This is a genomic window from Sphingobacterium mizutaii, assembly GCF_900187125.1.
Taxonomy (GTDB): Bacteria; Bacteroidota; Bacteroidia; order Sphingobacteriales; family Sphingobacteriaceae; genus Sphingobacterium; species Sphingobacterium mizutaii.
On sequence record NZ_LT906468.1, the window covers coordinates 1,978,613 to 1,998,059 of the forward strand.

A 19,447-nucleotide genomic window follows, 5' to 3' on the forward strand; every position below is an offset into this window, starting at 1 on the left:
ACAAACTGCAAACAGACGAGACGGTAGTGTAATGCCCAAGAATATTTTGTGTACCTTAGGTATTCACTATAGTTCTTGGGTTACTGCTGTAATTCCGCTCTGTTTGGCTGTCGGAAGCCTGCTGTACGGTTGGCAGTAACCCACTATAGGTTCCTTTCATTAGAGACTCACTTTATAAACTAAAACAGTGAGTTATGAAAAAACAATTCTTAAAAAACCTTATCAAATCGCCAGTTTGATTTTTGATAGGATTGATGTATCTACCATTTGGTGTTGATACTAATTTCTTAATCCCCACTTATTCATAGATTTTCTAATTCCGAAACAATTAATAATCCTAAAAAATGAAGAATTTTTATTGGGGCAGGAGAGAACTGTCCAAAAAAATCTGTCTAATAGAGCATACTGCTTTAAATAATCAAACATGTACCTTGAGAATTTTCATTGCCTTGCTCTTGGCGTTCCAAATGTTGTTGTTTAGTAATCCTGTGCTGGCACAGTCTCCAATCCCGGAGGCTGCTGCTTGCCCTTGCACTCAAATCCCTGAATTAAGGGTAGGTGACAAAGTTCCTGCCGGCTTTTGGAGTCATAAACATCTTTTTGTATCGCAGGGCGATACGCTCAGAAGAGATTTTACAGAGCATAAAGGAAAAATGCTAGTTCTGGGTTTCTGGGCAACATGGTGCTCTGCATGCCTCAAAAACCAACCTGAAATAGAAAGCTATGTCCAAAGTCATACAAAAGACCTAGCGGTTATTAGAGTAAACCCGAACCGTTCTAAGGACAATCTGAAAACGATTGAAAAGGCCTTGAATGGTCAGGTTGGTAAATTTACCGGTATCGGATTTAAGGATATGGTTTCGGTCATCGAGGATGGCTATCTTCAGCAGCTGTTTCCCAATCGCGGATTTCCGTATTATGTATGGATCAACAAATATGGTGTTGTTCAGCTGATCACGTATCGAAACCTATTGGATCAGAAATTCGACAAACCTTACATCGATTGATTATGAAAACAATTGTTATTTTAAGTCTATTGTTTTTTACGTCGATAGATGTCTGGGCACAGTATAGGGTTCATGGTAAAATTATAAATGAGAAAGAGCAAACTATTACTGGAGCGACGATCGAGGTAATTGGATCGGACAAGCGAACGTTGAGCGATAGCAATGGAATGTTCTCTCTTGCTGTTTCTTCGGATAAAGGTAAAATCGCTGTCAGGCATTTCGGATATGAAAAGCAGGTACTGATATTTGATGTGGAAAGGCCTGAAATTTTGGTTACTCTTCGCCCAACCAGCGATAGCCTGGAGACGGTCAATATCGTTCATACAGGGTATCAGCAGATTTCTAAAGAGAGATCGACGGGAAGCTACATTGTTCTCGGATCCGATCAGATCGATAAGCGTGTCGGGAGCTCGCTCATTGAACGCCTTGAAGGCTCGATGCCCGGACTTCAGTTTGAGACCCGGGCAGGGAGCAAGGAGCTCATGGTACGTGGCCTGAGTACCTTTACGACGACGATGACCTCACCGCTTATCGTGGTGGATAATTTTCCATTCGACGGCGACCTGAATTCGATCAACCCGGCCGACGTGGAGTCCGTTACGCTGCTTCGGGATGCTGCTGCGACCAGTATCTGGGGATCGCGTGCCGGCAACGGCGTCCTGGTGATCACCCGAAAAAAAGCTTCCGGCCAAAACATGGCTATAGACTTTCGAAGCAATTTCAAGATCTCGGAGAAACCACGGATTTTGAAATATTCTATCATGAACAGTGCGGAATTTATTGAGGTGGAGCGCATGCTCTTCGAAAAGGGTTTTTTTAATTCCCTGCTTGATCCTGCCGTTAACCGAAGCATTATTATATCTCCGGTTGTAGATCTGTTAAAACAGCATCAGGAAGGTTTAATTACTAAGGGATACCTTGAGAAAACACTTGAAAGTTTATCGAAGAATGATTACCGGGAAACTATGCTAAAGCATTACTATCAGAATCCTTCCGTCTTCCAGCAGTATGTGTCTTTTGGAAAGCAAATGGATAAATTAGGGTTTAGGGGAAGTGTTGGCTATGACCGAAACAGTGCGAATTTACACACTTCCAATTCAGGGAGGACGACGTTTTCGCAATACATATCTTATGAACCTTTTCAGAAAGTCAAAATTGATCTAAGCCTTGATCACAGTAGCAGCAAGAGCACATTGCCACTAGGTGGAAATGATTTTCCTATTTCCATCGGCGGGGGACGGGCTAACTTATATCCCTATGCCGAACTGATCGGAAAAGATGGAAGGGCATCGAGTATCCCCCGTACATATAATTCTTATTATCTGGCTCAGCTAGATAATAAAGGCTTAATGGATTGGGAATATCGCCCGCTGGAAGAAATCGGTTTGAGCAGGTCAATAAATAGGATAAGGCTAACAAATGCGAATGTTAACGTTCAATATTCTGTTCTGAATTGGATGAATCTTAACCTGATGTATAGCCTTGGGAGACAGTCCGCTGATAAGTCCGGTATCTATGATGCAGAATCATTTTACGTTCGCGATCTGGTCAATCTGTTTACTCAGGTTGATGAGGGGAATTACAGCTATCCGATTCCTTATGGTGCCATTCATGATATGGGTTTTAATGATCTTACCGCACATCGGGGAAGAGCTATGGTCAATATTGACCAACAATTTGGAGAAGGTCACCAGCTCAACATGATCTTTGGAACGGATATAAACAGTATGGCCGTAAAAACAAATTCCTTCCGATACTACGGGTACGATGAGCGTACGCTTACCACCGTTCCTGTAGACCAACATAGTCTTTTTCCTACCTACAATGGACTAATGGGTAGCCAGCGGATTGCAACTGGTGAGAACATCACACGGAACGACAAACGCTTTGTCTCATTTTATGGAAACGCAGCCTATAGGTTCCGGGAAAAATATAGTGTCAGTGGATCCTTTAGAAAGGATGCCTCGAATATTTTTGGCGTGAACACGAATCGTCGCTGGAATCCCTTATGGTCTGTTGGAATGAGCTGGGAACTAAGCAAGGAACGCTGGATGCTGCTTAGCAGCGTAATTGATCTTTTAAAAATCAGGGGAACTTTTGGCCATAGCGGAAATGCAGGCGGGACCACCTCGACATTGCCCATTATCGCTTACCTCAATTATTCCTCGCGCTGGATGAATAACTTTCCGCAGGCCCAAGTGCGCAGTCTACCGAATGCGGACCTTCGGTGGGAGGATGTTGCGATGTATAATCTTGCAGCAGACTTTTCCCTTTTCCGGGGTATACTGTCGGGCAGCTTTGATTATTATTGGAAAAAATCGACAGATCTGCTGGCAGACGATCTTTTGGACCCTACGATGGGCTTTACAGACGTAACCAAGAACGTAGGGGTGATGAAAGGAGCGGGTTTCGATGCTACCCTTAACTTTAGAATTCCGATCGGAGCATTTTATTGGTCGTCGTCACTCAATCTTTCCAAAAACCGGAACACCATCGTTAAATATTACGGAGCATCGGTCAACGGATCTTTCTATACCCAAAACGTGGGGTCGTCGATGAGGCCTTTGGAGAATAGAAGTCCCTACCCGGTTTTTGCCTATTACTTTGCGGGACTTGATCCTGAAAACGGAGACCCTCAGGGATTGATGGATGGCTCGCTATCCAAAGATTATAGTGCTCTCATGCGGGATTCGGTAGAAAACTTAAACTATTTCGGAACCTCTATGGCGCCTTATTTTGGTAATTTTCAGACATCTCTCAGATGGAAGGATTTGGAAGTCTCCTTGCAGCTGACTTATAAGTTCGGTGCTTTTGCGCAAAAGCAAACGATCATGTACGGCGAAGTTTACAATTTATGGCGAACGCATGGCGATTATGCTAAAAGGTGGAAGGAGCCAGGAGACGAGCTGAGGACAACGGTTCCAAGCATGACCTACCCTGCCAACTCCAGCAGGGATGCCTTTTATGCTCAGTCGGAGGCCAATATCTACGCGGCAGATTATATCCGGGTAAGGGATTTAAGAGTCAGTTACGCATTTTATCTGAAATTGGCAAAACGCAGCTCCAGAATTACAGTTTTCGGAGTGGCCAATGATTTGGGATTGTTATGGACCAAAAATTCTGAGCATCTCGATCCAGAGGCTTATCCCTGGCAGCAGCCGAGAAGTTTCAGTTTTGGCATTAATTGGAGATATTAAATCAATAGCATGATGAAGAGTTTATATATACTAATGCTGGCAGCAATTGTCCTGAATACGGGATGTGAAAAATTTCTGGATCAGAAATCTGACGGTTCGCTGTCCATTCCCGAAAATGAAAAGGACATAAGGGCCCTGCTTGATAACGATGGTTTGATGAATAGCGCCTTTCCCGGGCTGAATGATCTTTTCAGTGATGAATATTTCATTGATTATACGGTATGGAAGTCCCGATCGGAGCTTGACCAAAGGTTTTACGTGTGGGACGGAGATGTCTCAACATTTCAAAATTCAAGCTGGTTTTCTTCTTATAAAGCAGTCATGATTTCCAATGTCGTGCTGGAATCAATCGAAAAGCAGATCAAGGACCATGGAACCACGTACAACCTCAACCTCATGAAAGGCGAAGCACTTTTTTCACGAGCCATGCGTCATTTTACGGTCTCTCAGCTCTATTGTGCACCATACGATCCCAATGGAGACAATCGCTCTGCGGGTATTCCGATCCGTACATCCTCAGATATCAACGAAACCTTTCAAAGAAATACCGTCGAGGACACCTATACATCTATACTGGATGATCTGAAAGCAAGTTTAGAACTTTTACCTGTTCACTCAGAAACTATAACTAGACCCAATAAGGTGGCAGCATTTGCCTTGCTTGCCAGGGTTTATTTATCTATGGAAAAATACGCGGAAGCGCTGAAATTCGCAAAAGAAGCTTATTCTTTGAATAATAAGCTTTTGAATTACAATACGATAGACCTTTCTGCAGTTAATCCTTTTGAAGTTTCCAAGAATGTGGAAATTATTTATTTTGCAAAAAATGTATCTTCGGCAACATACATTACCAAAAGCCGTTCAAATATGGACACGTTGCTTCTTAGCCAATATCAGCAAGGTGACCTGAGGAGGGAAGCTTTCTTTGAAGAGAAATCCAATGGTTATTCCGCATTTAAAGGTTTTTATAGCGGACTTGAGCCCACATTGTTCTGTGGTCTTGCTACTGATGAGCTCTACCTTATCATCGCCGAATGCGAAACCCGTAGGGGAAATGTGGCTCGAGGAATGGAGATCTTAAACTTGTTGCTTGCCCATCGATATGATCCAAACATATTTGAACCGATGGGACAACTTGATCAAGACCAGCTTCTAGACACGGTCCTTGCAGAGCGCAGAAAGGAACTGTTATTTCGGGGGGTGCGATGGAGTGACCTAAGGAGGCTGAATCGGGATCCTAGATTTCGGAAGGATCTGAAGCGCAGAGTTTTCGATGGTGCTTCGTGGGAGGAGTATGAACTTCCTGCCGGTGATTTGCGTTATGTTTCTGCTATACCGGATCAGGTTATTGAACTTTCTGGGATGCAACAAAACCCTCGTTAATCCATGGCCCAGTTTATTAATCAACAAGTTCCCATATCTAATGGAAGATATGGGAACTCTAAAAAAGGGGTGCTTCACTATTCGCTGCGGAATCCCGTTACGGTGTTGTTCGTAGAGGGAACCTCATTGTTATCCAGTGCATCGAGAACTTCTTGAATGTCGGCCTTTCTTTCAGGAGTAAGATCTGGGTAGCTGCCGCTGGCGTCAGCTTCTATACTGCAGATCTGTTCAGGAACGTCGTTACACGGCAGGGGCTGCCCTAATGTGTAGTGGCTTGAATCCAGAGGATTTGTTCCGGTGAAACTCCAAGTTGCAGGGATTCTTGTTTCATTTTCGCTGGCTTTCTCTCCTGCTTTTATGGATGTTAGCGTTATGGCGCTTAGTGCTATGAGCGACAGTACTAGTCCAAGTACTGACGTTCTATTTTTATGGATTGATTTCATTTCTATTTCTTTTATTGGTTATGTATTCGGATTACATTCGCTGGGTTTGCTGTTGAAAATATCCAGCAAACCCTTGATGGGGAACAGAGCAAATTTTCTGGTATGTTTCGGCGTGCTTAACATGGTTCGTTATTCGGTTGTCCAATCTATTTCAAAAGTAAGCAGGAAAAACATCTGAGGTTAACCAACTTTGATGCGTATTATTTTTTTACTTTTTCGAAAGTGGTTGATTTTTATAGGTACCTCGGAATTTTCTCATGGTTGTTCCGTAATGTTTTTTAAACGCTCTGTTCAAGGCGCTGACAGAGCTGAAATTGAATTTCATCGATAGCTCCAAAAGTGATATTTCTGTTTTTATTAATAGGTCAGAGATGAGTTCAAATTTCTTTTCGTTGATAAACTTTCGGACCGTTGTCCCATACTTCTCTTTAAACAGACGTTCCATTTTGGAAATGGACATTCCGTTTTTTCTGGCCAGCCTTCGAATAAACTGGTTGTCGGCCTGTAAAATATGAATCGTTAAATCGCTATGAATTTCATTGATTTTTAATGAGGTGTGCTGAACACTGTATTTCCCGTTCAGTCCTTTGTAGGCAGACAGTAATTTAGAAAAGCGATTGATGAGATAATTTTCGTAGCGTGTTTTGTTGTTTTTCGGAACCTTGAGTAATCTTTTTAAAGACATGATGAAATAGGTGTCCATTTTTTGAGGCAGGGTTCCATTTATTTTCTTATTGTTAAAATCTGCAACAAAATCAGGTAGCAGGCTGTTTCGATGAAAGAGTATCGGAGAAAATGTGTCTAATATGCTAATGGTATAGAGTTCAATCTTCTGGTCAAGAAAGGTGATATTATACATGTCCTGGCGGGCAAACAGCAGTATCGTCTCTCCAGGATGCAGGACTATGGGACTGATGCCGTTTATATTGGTATAGGCTATCGAACCTTTAAAAAGCATGAGCAAAACATAAACATTCGAGGTAGCCTGTATGGTTAGGGAATATTCTTTTTCACAGCTAATAATATAATGTTCGATCAGCAGGCATTCTCTGTCAAAACTGGCATTTTTGATCTGGCAACGACCACCTTTTAAGTACATGTAAGCCGAACAGGGTAGTGGGAGAAAGACAGTATCTACTATTCCTTTTAGCAGTAGCTCTTTGGAGGTTATTTCAGGAAGGGTAAGTATAAATTTCATGATACATTTCATTTTGAAATGCCCTTCATTAATAAAAGTGATGGGCTTCTATTCAAGGGTTATCCGATCGAATAGACGTTCTTTGAGTTTTACCGAAAGGTCGACTGCCTCTGCGAGTGGTATTTTTGATGTTATGTTTAAGTGACTTAGTATCGTTTTCAGCCTGTTTTCGAGTGTTCCGGAAACATATATCGGGGTAATTTGAAGACTTCGATACGTATTTATCAGTATCCTTTCTGATTCCTCTCGGAAACGCTCCGAGGTAGGTCGGTGGCCATCTTCAATAAAAGGAAATTCGACTGGGAGATGAAAGAAGATGTCATAACTGTTCTTTGTATAGGTCTTGGCCATCTTTTCAAAACCAGCCAGCAACAGTTCAAAATCCCGAAATTCGCGATAGTTCTTGAGTTTCTTCCACAGCATGGTCCAACTATTCTCCTCGGGATAAGCACCGGTGATCAGCCTGGTGCTGCCATAGAGCCATTCCTGAAGTGGACAGCCGTCGCTGATGAAGCCTGTGGACAATCCAGCTTCGGCATGAACGCGCCGCTCAAAGCGTTCCATCCCCAAACGAAGCAACTGTGCATAGGAACAATCCTTTAGCGAGGTGCCCGGAAATAACCAAGGAAGGATCTCACGCATGGTTGGGGCATGGGTCGTTGGAATCCCGGTAGCTAGGGAAAGGGCGATCGAGAGGCTGGTCTTTCCAGTGCAGTAGGTCCCGCTGATCACGATCCGGGGCTTATGTTCAGGGCATCTCATGGCAAATCTTAAATTTTGCATCCATGTTGCCCATCTGGCTCATGAGCGAAACGGTCTGCCAAGCTTTCCCGCGCAGCATGGTCTGCTGGCGGAGGTCGAACTGCAGATCAACTCGGTAACAATCGGATCGGTAGGGACGCTTAAAGTCGATTTCCATGCTCCTAAGCCAAATATTGGGACAATCCAACCGATCTTTGGACAGAAGGGTATACAGCAGCACCTGCATCAGCTGTCCCGATATCCGAACGCTGTCCAAAGGACTAAGGGGATTGTCATAGGCACTGAATCCCCAAACATCCGAAGGATACGGTAACGGTCTCGATAATTGGGCAGAAATGGATTCAGTCTGTAGGTCCATGTAGATTTGGTCCAATTCGAGGTTGCGCTGCCTGTATAGCTCTCGGTGGAGGGAACCTTCCCCAAAAGGCCAGAGATCAAAATCCCGAAAATCGATCTGGGTTGGGCCGGGATGGTCTATAACGATACGCACGTGGGCATTCTGTATCTTTAGTTCCATGCTTGTCAAGCCAATGTTGATCGAATTGAGATCCTGATGGGATTCAGCAATGGATATTTCAAACGGTACGGTCATTCCGCTCGTGATGTCCATTGGTTTTTTTATTTGGAGCGTAAGGTTCCGCAGGATGGAGCGGTTAATTTCATGCCTGGTCAGCCGTTTCTGCTTGATGAGTATGCCCTCTGCCAAAAATAAGCCCATGGCAACATATTCCATGCTTCCCAAGTGTAGTGCCTGTTGGTTTGGCCTTTGCGGACCATCATAATGAACGGAAAAGGATCCTCGGATCTGGTTTTGTCCACCCAGGCTGAAATTGGAAACCTGAAATTGGAACCTGCTGAATCCAAAGGAAAAATAGCGGGTCTGGGAAGGACCCAATATGCTGTCTAAGCTATCAATTGGCTGTTTCATGGTTAGCTGTATTGCTTTTAGCTAAAAGTAGGGCAGGGAACAATGATAATTTTGGCGAATGCCGTAAGAGGTCCAGTGACATTCGCCGTTTCTGCAATTATTTAACTGAATAAAATATTTGTTAACCAATGCAGCAAAAAGATTGTGATATTAATTATTAATTTATATTTTGCAAATTCGTCTAGTTTTTGAACCTAAATTTTCCAGTTATGGATATTCAAAAATTGTTATTTGAGGAAATTCGGTCAAGGATTTCCAATCCGGCCGCCTGGTCAAAGGAAATTTCCGAACTGCTGCACCTGGGCAGGGATGCGGTTTACCGCAGGGAGCGTGGTGATGTGCAGCTCACTGCCAGTGAACTAGGGAAGCTCTGCCGCCAATATGGCATTTCGCTGGACAGTTATCTGCTTAGTGACCGGCACAATGTAGTATTTAAGCACACGAGCCTCAACCATCAGGATAGCTATAACTATAGCCAATATATCCACCAGATGCTTCTCCAACTTCAGCACATGGTTTCTTGCGAGCAAAAGGAGATTATCTTCTGTGCCGACGACGTCCCAATCTTCCATTTTATGGAATTTGCCGAGCTAACCTATTTTAAGCTCTACTCCTGGAACCAAGCAGTGCTGAACCTTGGGGTCAGTTATGAGGATTTTGTTTATGAACTCAAAAAGCAGCACCTGGAACCGGTGTTTAAAAACCTACATGAAACCTACTGCAGGATCCCATCCAGGGAAATCTGGTCAAGGGGCACGATCGGGCCAATCCTGGAACTCCTGGAATACCATTATGACATCGGTAGCTTTCGAAATCAGGATAGCATTGGCCTGCTACTGGAGCAGCTCGGCCATCTCATAACGAATCTAAAAAGATGGACCAAAAGGCAGGAAAAACACGAGGGTGTGCACTTTGACCTCTACCTATCGCCCGTGAACCTGGGCATAAGCCAGATGCTGTGCCGATTTGATGGCGAGCAGTCCGTATCGGTCAAGCTCTATACCATCAATAGCATCGCTACTTTGGACATGAGGTACGTTACCGAAACCATTGATTGGATCCGTGGCGTATTGAATAAGTCCAGCTGCCTGAGCAAACTTTCGGAAAAGGAGCGGATCCATTTCTTCAACCATTTGGATGGCTGTATTGATGGCCTGGCCGGTCGATTGAACCTTCCTCAGGCCTGAGCATAGGGATGATTGTCGATTGGAAAAAAATTTTCATGCAGTTCGGTGATTATGGGAAAGGATTTAACGGAAAAATTGATGGCACTGGTTGGGTGGTACGATTCCGCTTCAATGTGTGCGAATGGTGGTTTACTTGTGGATACATCTCTATCAGAACTACTGACCCAAACCGCAATATCAATCCAACGAATGTACTTCTTACGAAAAAAGGAATACCAATTTGAAAGGGAATTCAGGAAAGTACGGAATACAATCCTTTATATGTTGAAGAACCTTTCAAAGGAAATTGAACCTGATGGTTTACAAGGCAGGCCTTTCGAATGTGTCAATCTATTAGAGACATTTTTAGGGGAAATCGATGAACGGTTTTCCCAGCATTTGAACGGAAATGATCCCTTGAGCAAACGGATGGTAAAGGCATTCCAAAGGGAGCTTGACGAGTCTTTTGACCCCGCTCAGGTGCCCCTTCCAACCAATGTAGGAGATACTATCGATTTGCTCAAAAAGGTCCTCAGTGAACGGTTGGAACAGAATCCTAGCTATGGCGTATTGAAAAAACTGAGAGTCTTTATGGATAGATTTAAGCAGCATGTCCCTCAGAGTTTCCATCACCCTCCGTTAACCTGGGTCGATGCGAACCTGATCCTGTTGGATTATCGGGATGGGCTGTACCTGAGCAGTTTACTCGAAAGGGTTAAAAGGGGAATCGAAAAATCGGATCCCAGTGAGCAGATTTCCTTTATGGAATCATTCGGTAAATACCTTCTGATACTGAAGAAAACCTCAAGGTTGAACGGTGTCAGAAAAAATCGAATGATAGGGTTGTTGGAACAGTTTATCGAAAGGTATTTGTCCTCTGAAGACAAAAAAGGTGTTCGACCTCCATTTCAGGATGGAGTCAAGGCCAAGCAAAGTGGTATGGAGAAAATTACCTGCAACCTTTCTGCTGACCAGCTTGCGCTCATCCTGCGTGCCATGGATGAAAGCCGATTGGTCGGCGCCAAATCCATGAACGCGGTCTTTCGGCAAATCATCCCATTCCTAAGTACCGACCGCAAGGTAAATCTTTCCTATGGAGCGGTCCGCAGCAAAGCGTACTCTCCAGAAGATAGGGACCGACAGGTTGCTGTTGGCCTGCTGGAGAAGATGATCGAAAAGATCCAAAGCTATTGAAATCTGCAATTATCCCTTACTTACTTATTTACTAACTTCATCTCGTTTAAGGACCGAATCAAACGATTTATCCTTTTGAATGTTCTCTGTTCTACCTAAAGATCGGTTCCTATTCCTAAACTTGCTGTAGAAGGGAAGTAATGAGCGGATCAAAGAACATAACTTTCAAACTGGTGGAATCAACATAAACCCCTCAACTGAACTATCATTAAGTTGAAAGTTAGCCTTATTTATCCATGCACAGCGGGTTTGCTTTTAAGTTGTGAATTTTCAAATTCCATAAAAAAAGGCTTATGGAACCCTATCCTATAAGCCTCAATAAGGAGGAGGAAGTCTGTAATTATAGCCTTCCGGAATCCTTGAAGGAATAATAACCATCTGGAGATATGATCAGATGGTCCAGTACGCGGATGTCCAGCAACCGTGCTGCCTGGTCGATCTTCTTTGTGAGCAGGATATCAGGGTCACTGGGAACCAGGTTTCCCGAGGGGTGGTTGTGCACCAGGATCAAAGCTGAGGCATTCGCCTTGAGGGCTGCGGTAAATATCACTTTGGCATCCACTGGAGTGGCATCAATACCACCTGCAGAAACTTGATAGATTCCTAACACCCTATTTCCTGTATTGAGCAATAGAATCTTAAATTCTTCGGCATACTCTATCCTTTCTGCATTCCAACAGGTGAGCAGTAGGGAATAAACCTCTTTGGAAGATGTGAGCTTTGGTCTTTGGGAAGGTCGAACTGGGTTTTGGTAAGATATGCGTACTTCGGCAACCTGTTGCCATTCCTGTTGATTTTGTTGAGTTTCCATAGTTTTCAGTTTTAAGTTTACGAATGGAATGAATTATGGCATCTGGTGCGGATGAAGGGAAGCAAGGGCAAAAAGCAACGGAATAAATGAAGGGAAGTTGGCTGGGACAGTGTTTATGCCGGAATTTTTTGTTCCGCCTCCGACCCGAAGTCCGGACTTCATGGCAGAATTCTTTCCAGGGAGTAAATGATAAAAATGCCGCTCTGGAATCATATGGAAAGAGAACAGGGAACAGAAAGGGAACAAAGCGATAGTTGTCCTTTTGACAAGCCGTCAGAGTCCGTTCCTTTGGATAAGCTTCTTTCTGCAAGGATTGCGGAATAGCGAAAATGTTGGATTAAATGTGTAAAAATATGCTTAAGGATATCTCATGGATGGAATACATCAAGCTTGTCTCTGCAATGACCCTCCTATATTATTTAACGGTTACGGTCATCATCTATCGAAAGAAGATCCTGTCACTTTTCAAAACACGGTTTGAATTTGAAGGGAATGACGATGCAGGCGCAGTTACGGAATCTTCCGGTACTATCCCATCGGGCCTTCCAGCGGAAAGGGAATTTGAAGATTCCATTCCCCAAGGAGAACCGATTGAGCGGTTTGTCAAAGATCTGCGCGTGCTATTGGAGTCCAAGACTTCTGGAGTGCATGGGTCAAAACAACTCGTTGAGGAAATCAGGTCGGTACTCAGTAGATTCCCATCACTTCATGATTTGGGATTAAGGGACACGTTGAACGAGTTTATCCTTTCAGAATGTGAGCGTTTTCAGGTCATTATACCCGATGGGGATGAATTGGGTGCGATATGGAAAGGTGCGGTATGATAATTTAGCGGATGTCCCCCCGTCCGACCATCAGCGTTAGGGCAATCGGGATGTAGGAGTATGGTCCGTTGACGGCTGGGACATACCGCTTAATGGCAGTGGGATTTAATAATCAGAGATTGAACGGATATGGTGAAGTTAAAGACATTTGAATGGGAGCTCGAACATAGGAAGGTATCTGTCCTTGTTCTTTGCAGCTGGTTCCTGCCGGTACTGGTCTATGGGCAGGATGGCGTTGCGGGCATCAATGAGGCGAACAATATGGTCAGGAGTTACTTTGATTCTGGAACGAAGTTGATGTACGCGGTTGGAGCCCTATTGGGCCTTATCGGCGCTGTGAAAGTCTACCAAAAATGGAATAACGGCGATCCGGATACCGGAAAGGTTGCCGCTGCATGGTTTGGGAGCTGTGTTTTCCTAGTGCTGGTGACAACGGTCATTAAAACTTTTTTCAATGTCAATTAGCAATGGCCAGCCAGGTTTTTAAAATCAATAAAGGAGTCAATCTATCCGTTGAGTTTCGTGGGTTGAAGGCGCAGTATATAGGGTACTTAGGAATTGGTGTGGTTTTATTGGTTGTCCTTTTCTCCATGCTGTATTTTTTCGGGATCCCCTCACTGATCTGTGTAGCCATCATCGGTGTATCAGGATCGCTGTTTTTCATGCAGGTATATCGGCTCAGTCAACGGTACGGGGAGTTTGGTCTGATGAAAGCGCTTGCAAATAAGCAATTGCCAAAACATGTGGTGTGCATGGAAAGGCGTCTATTTCGTTTTGAAGGACATACATTTATTAGAGATCATAAAAGCAAGAGTTATGGTGAAGAGCTTGGATAAAATTTTCCCCATTCTAGAAGTAGATCAGAACTGTATCCTCAGCAAGATGGGGGACCTGACTGTAGCCTATGAACTGAGGCTGCCGGAAATCTTCACGCTCTCAGAAATGGAGTTTGAGCTGTTCCACCAATCGTGGGTAAAGGCCATCCGTACCTTGCCAAACCACTCTATCCTGCATAAACAGGACTGGTTTATCAAGGATATGCACAGGGAGCATCCTACTGACCGAGAGCCGAGTTTCCTAGATTTGGCTTCGGGACGACATTTTCATGAGCGCCCCTTTCTAGATCACCGCTGTTACCTAATGCTGACCAAAAAACCTAAAGGTCGAAAGCTTTCCAGCTCGATTTTTTCCAATCTGATCAGGCCGAACCTGGTTCCCAGAGAATTGCTCGATGGAGGATCCTACAAGCGGTTTTTGGAATCCTGCGGTCAGTTTGTGAGCATCCTGCAAGAAAGTGGTCTTGTTCGGCTCACCCAGATTGGCAATTCCGAACTGAGCAGCCAACTTAAAAAGAAAGGCCTGATCGAACGGTACTGCTCACTTTCAGATAGAGCCGATGATCTCAGGCTAAGGGATATGGATTTTTCTCAAGGCATCCGGATCGGGCATAAACACGTTCAGCTGTACACACTTTGTGATGGGGAATCCCTGCCATCGCTCTGCGGGAGCAGACTGACCTATGAGCGGTATTCGACGGAGCTGAGTAAGTTCAGTATTGGTTTTGCCTCACCATTGGGGCAGCTACTTCCTTGCAATCATATCTATAACCAATATATTTTCATTGAAGACGCCGATAGGACGATGAAAAGACTGGAGAGCAAAAAACTGCGACTGCAGTCCCTTGCAGCCTACAGCCGGCAGAACCTTATTGCTGGGGAAGCGACGAACGATTTTCTGAACGAAGCCATCTCCCAACAGCGTCAACCTGTAAAAGCACATTTCAATGTGTTGGTCTGGACCGAGAACCCGGAACAACTACAGGAAGTGCGCAACAGGGTGTCCTCAGCGCTGTCGCAGATCGACTGTCCTTGCAAGGAGGAAACCGTAGGGGCCGCCCAGATCTTCTGGGCAGGAATCCCGGGTAACAGCGCTGATTTCCCGATGAATGACAGTTTTGATACGTTCGCTGCCCAGGCAGCCTGCTTCCTGAACCTGGAGACGGGTTACCGTAATTCGGTCAGTCCGATGGGCCTGCGTTTGGGGGACAGGCAAACTGGCCGGCCGATGCATGTGGACATCAGTGACGAACCTATGCGCAATGGCATATGTACGAACCGTAACAAGTTTATCCTGGGTCCCTCAGGAAGCGGGAAATCCTTTTTTACGAACCATATGGTGCGCTCGTACTACGAACAGGGAACCCATATTGTCCTGGTGGACGTGGGTCATTCCTACAAGGGGCTCTGTGAGATGGTCGGTGGCTATTACTTTACCTATACAGATGAGCGCCCGATCCAGTTTAATCCATTTTATATAGGAGTGGGAGATAGCCTGGATACCGAAAAAAAGGAAAGCATCAAAACCTTGCTCTTGGCATTGTGGAAAAAGGACGATGAGTCCTTCAGAAGATCCGAATATGTCGCCCTATCGAACGCCATTTCGGGTTATTATAACTTTTTGGCTGGATCTACATCGGTCATACCCTGCTTTGACTCGTTCTATGAATTCCTGAGGGACGATTATATCAAGGAACTCGAAAAGGAGCGGGTCAAGGAAAAGGATTTCGATGTACATAATTTCTTGTACGAGCTGCGCCCTTTCTACCAAGGTGGAGAATTCGATTACCTGTTGAATGCCAAGGCGGAACTGGACTTACTTAACGAGCGCTTTATCGTTTTTGAGCTGGATAACATCAAAGATCATCCGATCCTGTTTCCAGTGGTGACGATCATTATCATGGAAGTATTTATCAATAAGATGCGCAAGAAGAAAGGAGTGCGCAAGATGATCCTGATCGAAGAGGCTTGGAAGGCCCTGATGAAAGAAGGGTTTGCGTCCTATATCAAATACCTGTTCAAGACGGTCCGTAAATTCTTTGGGGAGGCCGTTGTGGTCACCCAGGACGTGGAAGATATCATTTCTTCTGCGATAGTGAAACAGGCGATCATCAATAACAGTGATTGCAAGATCCTGTTGGATCAGAGCAAATACCAGAATAGGTTTGAGGAGATCCAGCAGCTCCTTGGATTGACAGAAAAGGAGCGAGCGCTTGTCCTTTCCATGAATAAATCGAACGATCCGCTAAATAAATATAAAGAGGTATTTATCAGCTTGGGCGGCGCCTTGAGCAAAGTCTACCGTACAGAGGTCTCTGCAGAAGAGTACCTGATCTATACGACCGAAGAGAGCGAGAAGGTACAACTGAATAAATGGATCGAACATTATCGGGGAGATGTCAAGATGGCCCTGAAAGCCATGGTCGAGGGACTAAAAAAGTTCTGATAGATAGAATTTACCTGATGTTTAGCCTAATTATAAGTTATGTAAACTAATATGAATAAGGTAGTTAAAATTATATTGATCCTATTGGTCGCTCTCCTCCCTCTAGCCAATCAACCAAGCTATGGTCAGTTGGTCCTTGCGGAAGTCATCCGTAGCGCGATTAAAAAAGTAGTTAAGGCGGTGGACCTGAAAATCCAGCGCCTGCAAAATAAAACCATCTGGCTGCAGCAGGCGCAGAAAACAATGGAAAATATCCTTTCGAAAACCCGTCTGGACGAAATTGCCCTGTGGTCGCAAAAGCAAAAGGAAGCTTTTGGCAAGTACTATTCAGGCTTGATGAAGGTGAAATCCGTGATCGGTCAGTTCCATCAAGTAAAGGAACTGACCGAAAAGCAGGTGGCGATGGTCAGGGAGTACAAACGTGTCTGGGGATTGTTGCAGCGGGACGGACATTTTTCGATAGAAGAACTGGATTACATGGCCAAGGTTTACATCGGCATGTTGGAGGAGAGCCTTAAGAACATCGATGGGCTTACTATGATCATCCAGTCCTATACATTACAGATGTCCGATGGGCAACGGATGGAGATCCTTGAAAAGGCTTCGGCCAGGATCGACAAGAATTTTAATGACCTCAGACGGTTCAACAGGCAGAATATAATGCTTCGCATCCAACGCGCCCGATCTGAACAGGAAGTGTTGATTATAAAGAAACTATATGGTTTACCTTAACAAAAAGAGGATATATATGAAAACCCTAATGCTAGCTCTCGTCTTGCTTTTCTCAGTGAATTGCCAGGCGCAGACTCTCAAGGAATGGGTCCGTCAGAGGAGAACCCAAAAGGAGTACCTCCTTACCCAGGTCGCCGCGAACCAGCTCTATTTTGACCTGCTCAAAAAAGGCTACCGGATCGTGCATAGTGGAATTGGTGTCATAGGCGACCTAAAGCGCGGTGAATTTAATCTTTATGACCAATTTTTTGCTTCATTGAAGACTGTAAGTCCATCGGTTCGGCGCTATGCTCGGGTCGCGGAAACTATTGCCCTAGAGCGAGACATCCTTATTCAATGTGCGGCACTAAAACGGTTCGTGGAACAAAATGCACTGCTCAGCAAACAGGAGCTGAGCTATATCGATCGGGTGGCTAGAAGCGTGAGGAAAGCATCTGAGGGCTCCTTCCTTGGTCTGTTGGATCTGTTGGAAAAAGGTAAAATGGATCTTGGAGATCATGAGCGCATCAAGCGTTTACAGCAGGTCCATAGCGATATAAGTGCTCAGCATGGATTTTTGAAACGGTTTTCTCAGGATATCCAGCTGCTGGTCATAAACCGCTGGAGGGGAAATAACGATGTTGATGAATTATTGAAGTTGAATGACTTAATGTATTAAAACATGAAACATAAGGCAAAGTATTTCGTTCCGTTGTTCGCTTTCCTGTTTTCTGTTTGCTCGGTAATGGGGCAATCGAGTGAAGTGATCCAGTTATCGCTCAACGTGGAGAAATTAGCACAGTTCAGATCTATTTTGAAGCAGATGAAACAAGGCTATGCTGTGCTCAATAGCGGCTACCGAACAGTAAAGGATCTGTCCGAGGGCAATTTCACCTTGCACCGAACTTTCCTCGATGGACTGTTGAGGGTAAGTCCGTCGGTCCTTAGGTACCGCAAAATAGTTGAGATCATCGATATGCAGGTGCGTGTTGTTGAGCAGTGCAAACGGGGGTACAGCAGGCTGCGAGCTTCCTTGCTTTTTAACCCTCAGGAACTCCATTACATTAGCGGGATCCATGATCGGCTCCTGAGGCTATCGCTTGGCAATCTGAACGAACTGCTGTTGGTCCTGAGCGAACAGACCTTGGAGATGGGTGATGGTGAGCGTTTATCGCACATCGATGCGATCCACCGGCAGATGGAAGAAAAGCTTCATTTCCTTGATCATTTCAACACTGAGGCTTCGATTTTACATCTTCAGCGTAAAAAAGAGATGAACAGTAACCGGTCCATGGGAAAGATCCATGGCATGGAACAATAATGGAAGTAAGATGAAAAAGATGAAAATTTTGGGAGGAATCCTTTTTATAGATCTTCTTGTACCTGTTTTGTCCTACGCACAGGGAATTGCCGATGAAATGAAAAGCATGCACGAGGTACTCGAGCAGCTCTATCGGGAGATGATGCCCTTATGTGGCCAGTTGATGGGCGTTGGTCAGGGAATTGCCGGATTTGCTGCTATGTGGTATATCGGATCTCGGGTATGGCGCCAAATTGCCAATGCCGAGTCGATCGATTTTTACCCTTTATTCCGGCCTTTTGTGATCGGCTTCTGTATTATGGCCTTTCCCCTGGTGCTGGCGCTGATCAACGGCGTGATGCAGCCGGTGGTTCGAGCTACCTCGGCAATGGTAGAGCATTCTGACCGGGCGGTAGAATTGCTTTTGGAAAAACAGCAGGAAGCGATCAAGAAAACCTCTGCCTGGCAGATGTACGTCGGCGAGCTTGGTGATGGTGATCGGGCGGAATGGTATAAATATACCCATGGCGATGATGCCGGAGATGAGGGGATTCTGGATGGGATCGGAAACGACATAAAATTTGCGATGGACAAGGCATCCTATAATTTCAGGAATTCTGTCAGGGAGTGGATGAGCGAGATTTTGCAGGTCCTGTTTCAGGCTGCTGCACTCTGCATAAATACGCTGAGAACTTTTCAGCTGGTGGTCCTGTCCATTCTTGGCCCACTGATTTTTGGGATTTCCGTTTTTGATGGCTTTCAGCATACCTTGACTGTATGGCTTGCCAGATACCTCAATATATTCCTTTGGCTGCCTGTGGCCAATATTTTCGGTGGCATCATCGGTAAGATCCAGGAAAATATGCTCAAGATCGATCTTTCCCAGATCGCCGAGCAGGGAGACACTTATTTCAGTCGAACTGGTATGGCTTATCAAGTGTTCCTGATCATTGGCATTGTGGGTTACTTCTGCGTGCCTTCGGTAGCCAATTACATTGTCCATGCCTCTGGGGGAAGTGCCTTGGTGCAAAAAGTGAACAGGATGCTGTCGCAATCCTCAAGAAGTGTGGTACAGGCTGCAGGTGCCAGCATGGCAGGCGACGGATTGGGGGACAGCTACTCCCGGATCAGCCAGGGTATGTCTGAGCGTGGACAGTCCGGACCGTATTTCAAGGAGCGGGGAGCAGATGGAGAGAATTATATGAACAAGAAGTTAAAGGGCAATGAATAAGGAGGGAGTA

Annotated in this window: 18 protein-coding genes; 13 read left to right on the forward strand and 5 right to left on the reverse strand. The window is 44.8% G+C overall.

Features of this window, described 5'->3' with window-relative positions; translation table 11 throughout:
- Positions 1 to 431: 431 nt before the first annotated feature.
- The 3 genes from CKW03_RS08430 to CKW03_RS08440 are packed head-to-tail and all read left to right on the forward strand — an operon-like array spanning position 432 to position 5,587.
- On the forward strand, positions 432 to 1,007 hold the full coding sequence (locus tag CKW03_RS08430) for a TlpA family protein disulfide reductase (protein WP_175486278.1): 576 nt from the start codon (positions 432 to 434) through the stop codon (positions 1,005 to 1,007).
- Positions 1,008 to 1,009: 2 nt separating this feature from the next.
- Positions 1,010 to 4,204, forward strand: coding sequence for a SusC/RagA family TonB-linked outer membrane protein (locus CKW03_RS08435; RefSeq protein WP_157739449.1), 3,195 nt, complete (start codon positions 1,010 to 1,012; stop codon positions 4,202 to 4,204).
- A gap of 9 nt (positions 4,205 to 4,213) precedes the next feature.
- Positions 4,214 to 5,587, forward strand: coding sequence for a RagB/SusD family nutrient uptake outer membrane protein (locus tag CKW03_RS08440; protein WP_093095766.1), 1,374 nt, complete (start codon positions 4,214 to 4,216; stop codon positions 5,585 to 5,587).
- Positions 5,588 to 5,664: 77 nt separating this feature from the next.
- Here the strand turns inward: CKW03_RS08440 and CKW03_RS20350 are convergent, their stop codons facing one another.
- The 4 genes from CKW03_RS20350 to CKW03_RS08460 all read right to left on the reverse strand — a co-directional run bounded on the left by CKW03_RS20350 (position 5,665) and on the right by CKW03_RS08460 (position 8,918).
- Positions 5,665 to 6,030 (reverse strand): hypothetical protein, encoded by a 366-nt coding sequence (locus CKW03_RS20350; RefSeq protein WP_093095768.1) that lies wholly within the window; start codon positions 6,028 to 6,030, stop codon positions 5,665 to 5,667.
- 208 nt (positions 6,031 to 6,238) lie between these two features.
- Positions 6,239 to 7,228 (reverse strand): helix-turn-helix domain-containing protein, encoded by a 990-nt coding sequence (locus CKW03_RS08450; RefSeq protein WP_157739451.1) that lies wholly within the window; start codon positions 7,226 to 7,228, stop codon positions 6,239 to 6,241.
- Positions 7,229 to 7,276: 48 nt separating this feature from the next.
- A complete protein-coding gene (locus CKW03_RS08455) occupies positions 7,277 to 8,011 on the reverse strand; it encodes an ATP/GTP-binding protein (protein ID WP_093095771.1) in 735 nt (244 codons plus the stop codon).
- Positions 7,977 to 8,918 (reverse strand): AvrD family protein, encoded by a 942-nt coding sequence (locus CKW03_RS08460; RefSeq protein ID WP_093095772.1) that lies wholly within the window; start codon positions 8,916 to 8,918, stop codon positions 7,977 to 7,979. The genes CKW03_RS08455 and CKW03_RS08460 overlap by 35 nt, the downstream gene beginning before the upstream one ends.
- A gap of 188 nt (positions 8,919 to 9,106) precedes the next feature.
- Here CKW03_RS08460 and CKW03_RS08465 point away from each other — a divergent pair, with 188 nt between their 5' ends.
- On the forward strand, positions 9,107 to 10,105 hold the full coding sequence (locus tag CKW03_RS08465) for a helix-turn-helix domain-containing protein (protein ID WP_139185422.1): 999 nt from the start codon (positions 9,107 to 9,109) through the stop codon (positions 10,103 to 10,105).
- A gap of 51 nt (positions 10,106 to 10,156) precedes the next feature.
- Positions 10,157 to 11,278, forward strand: coding sequence for a hypothetical protein (locus CKW03_RS08470; protein WP_093095775.1), 1,122 nt, complete (start codon positions 10,157 to 10,159; stop codon positions 11,276 to 11,278).
- A gap of 340 nt (positions 11,279 to 11,618) precedes the next feature.
- On the opposite strand, the gene CKW03_RS08475 is transcribed toward CKW03_RS08470, so the two are convergent.
- On the reverse strand, positions 11,619 to 12,089 hold the full coding sequence (locus CKW03_RS08475; RefSeq protein ID WP_093095777.1) for a JAB domain-containing protein: 471 nt from the start codon (positions 12,087 to 12,089) through the stop codon (positions 11,619 to 11,621).
- A 353-nt stretch (positions 12,090 to 12,442) separates the two neighbouring features.
- On the opposite strand from CKW03_RS08475, the gene CKW03_RS08480 reads away from it, so the two are divergent.
- The 8 genes from CKW03_RS08480 (at position 12,443) to traJ (ending at position 19,437) form a co-directional block, all read left to right on the forward strand.
- Positions 12,443 to 12,913 carry a hypothetical protein gene (locus tag CKW03_RS08480; protein WP_139185423.1) on the forward strand — a complete coding sequence of 157 codons (471 nt, stop codon included), beginning with the start codon at positions 12,443 to 12,445 and terminating at the stop codon, positions 12,911 to 12,913.
- Between the two features lie 129 nt (positions 12,914 to 13,042).
- Positions 13,043 to 13,378, forward strand: a complete 336-nt coding sequence (locus CKW03_RS08485; protein WP_093095781.1) for a DUF4134 domain-containing protein — start codon at positions 13,043 to 13,045, stop codon at positions 13,376 to 13,378.
- A gap of 2 nt (positions 13,379 to 13,380) precedes the next feature.
- Positions 13,381 to 13,749, forward strand: a complete 369-nt coding sequence (locus CKW03_RS08490; protein ID WP_093095783.1) for a DUF4133 domain-containing protein — start codon at positions 13,381 to 13,383, stop codon at positions 13,747 to 13,749.
- Positions 13,730 to 16,195 (forward strand): TraG family conjugative transposon ATPase, encoded by a 2,466-nt coding sequence (locus tag CKW03_RS08495; RefSeq protein WP_093095786.1) that lies wholly within the window; start codon positions 13,730 to 13,732, stop codon positions 16,193 to 16,195. Before CKW03_RS08490 ends, CKW03_RS08495 begins: the two co-directional genes overlap by 20 nt.
- A gap of 51 nt (positions 16,196 to 16,246) precedes the next feature.
- Positions 16,247 to 16,927, forward strand: coding sequence for a conjugal transfer protein TraI (locus tag CKW03_RS08500; protein WP_093095788.1), 681 nt, complete (start codon positions 16,247 to 16,249; stop codon positions 16,925 to 16,927).
- A gap of 16 nt (positions 16,928 to 16,943) precedes the next feature.
- Positions 16,944 to 17,585 (forward strand): hypothetical protein, encoded by a 642-nt coding sequence (locus tag CKW03_RS08505; RefSeq protein ID WP_139185424.1) that lies wholly within the window; start codon positions 16,944 to 16,946, stop codon positions 17,583 to 17,585.
- Between the two features lie 3 nt (positions 17,586 to 17,588).
- Positions 17,589 to 18,227: a TerB family tellurite resistance protein gene (locus CKW03_RS08510; RefSeq protein WP_197700996.1), complete on the forward strand. Its 639-nt coding sequence runs from the start codon at positions 17,589 to 17,591 to the stop codon at positions 18,225 to 18,227.
- Between the two features lie 10 nt (positions 18,228 to 18,237).
- Positions 18,238 to 19,437 carry a conjugative transposon protein TraJ gene (gene traJ, locus CKW03_RS08515; protein ID WP_093097726.1) on the forward strand — a complete coding sequence of 400 codons (1,200 nt, stop codon included), beginning with the start codon at positions 18,238 to 18,240 and terminating at the stop codon, positions 19,435 to 19,437.
- Positions 19,438 to 19,447: the final 10 nt, after the last annotated feature.

What these genes read in the sequence shown, in the direction of transcription:
- CKW03_RS08475 (WP_093095777.1), bottom strand. Translation starts at nt 12,089, where the DNA reads ATGGAAACTCAACAAAATCAACAGGAATGGCAACAGGTTGCCGAAGTA.
- CKW03_RS08460 (WP_093095772.1), bottom strand. Translation starts at nt 8,918, where the DNA reads ATGAAACAGCCAATTGATAGCTTAGACAGCATATTGGGTCCTTCCCAG.
- CKW03_RS08490 (WP_093095783.1), top strand. Translation starts at nt 13,381, where the DNA reads ATGGCCAGCCAGGTTTTTAAAATCAATAAAGGAGTCAATCTATCCGTT.
- CKW03_RS08470 (WP_093095775.1), top strand. Translation starts at nt 10,157, where the DNA reads ATGGGAAAGGATTTAACGGAAAAATTGATGGCACTGGTTGGGTGGTAC.
- CKW03_RS08495 (WP_093095786.1), top strand. Translation starts at nt 13,730, where the DNA reads ATGGTGAAGAGCTTGGATAAAATTTTCCCCATTCTAGAAGTAGATCAG.
- CKW03_RS20350 (WP_093095768.1), bottom strand. Translation starts at nt 6,030, where the DNA reads ATGAAATCAATCCATAAAAATAGAACGTCAGTACTTGGACTAGTACTG.
- traJ (WP_093097726.1), top strand. Translation starts at nt 18,238, where the DNA reads ATGAAAAAGATGAAAATTTTGGGAGGAATCCTTTTTATAGATCTTCTT.
- CKW03_RS08435 (WP_157739449.1), top strand. Translation starts at nt 1,010, where the DNA reads ATGAAAACAATTGTTATTTTAAGTCTATTGTTTTTTACGTCGATAGAT.
- CKW03_RS08485 (WP_093095781.1), top strand. Translation starts at nt 13,043, where the DNA reads ATGGTGAAGTTAAAGACATTTGAATGGGAGCTCGAACATAGGAAGGTA.
- CKW03_RS08480 (WP_139185423.1), top strand. Translation starts at nt 12,443, where the DNA reads ATGCTTAAGGATATCTCATGGATGGAATACATCAAGCTTGTCTCTGCA.
- CKW03_RS08510 (WP_197700996.1), top strand. Translation starts at nt 17,589, where the DNA reads ATGAAACATAAGGCAAAGTATTTCGTTCCGTTGTTCGCTTTCCTGTTT.
- CKW03_RS08440 (WP_093095766.1), top strand. Translation starts at nt 4,214, where the DNA reads ATGATGAAGAGTTTATATATACTAATGCTGGCAGCAATTGTCCTGAAT.
- CKW03_RS08500 (WP_093095788.1), top strand. Translation starts at nt 16,247, where the DNA reads ATGAATAAGGTAGTTAAAATTATATTGATCCTATTGGTCGCTCTCCTC.
- CKW03_RS08450 (WP_157739451.1), bottom strand. Translation starts at nt 7,228, where the DNA reads ATGAAATTTATACTTACCCTTCCTGAAATAACCTCCAAAGAGCTACTG.
- CKW03_RS08455 (WP_093095771.1), bottom strand. Translation starts at nt 8,011, where the DNA reads ATGCAAAATTTAAGATTTGCCATGAGATGCCCTGAACATAAGCCCCGG.
- CKW03_RS08505 (WP_139185424.1), top strand. Translation starts at nt 16,944, where the DNA reads ATGAAAACCCTAATGCTAGCTCTCGTCTTGCTTTTCTCAGTGAATTGC.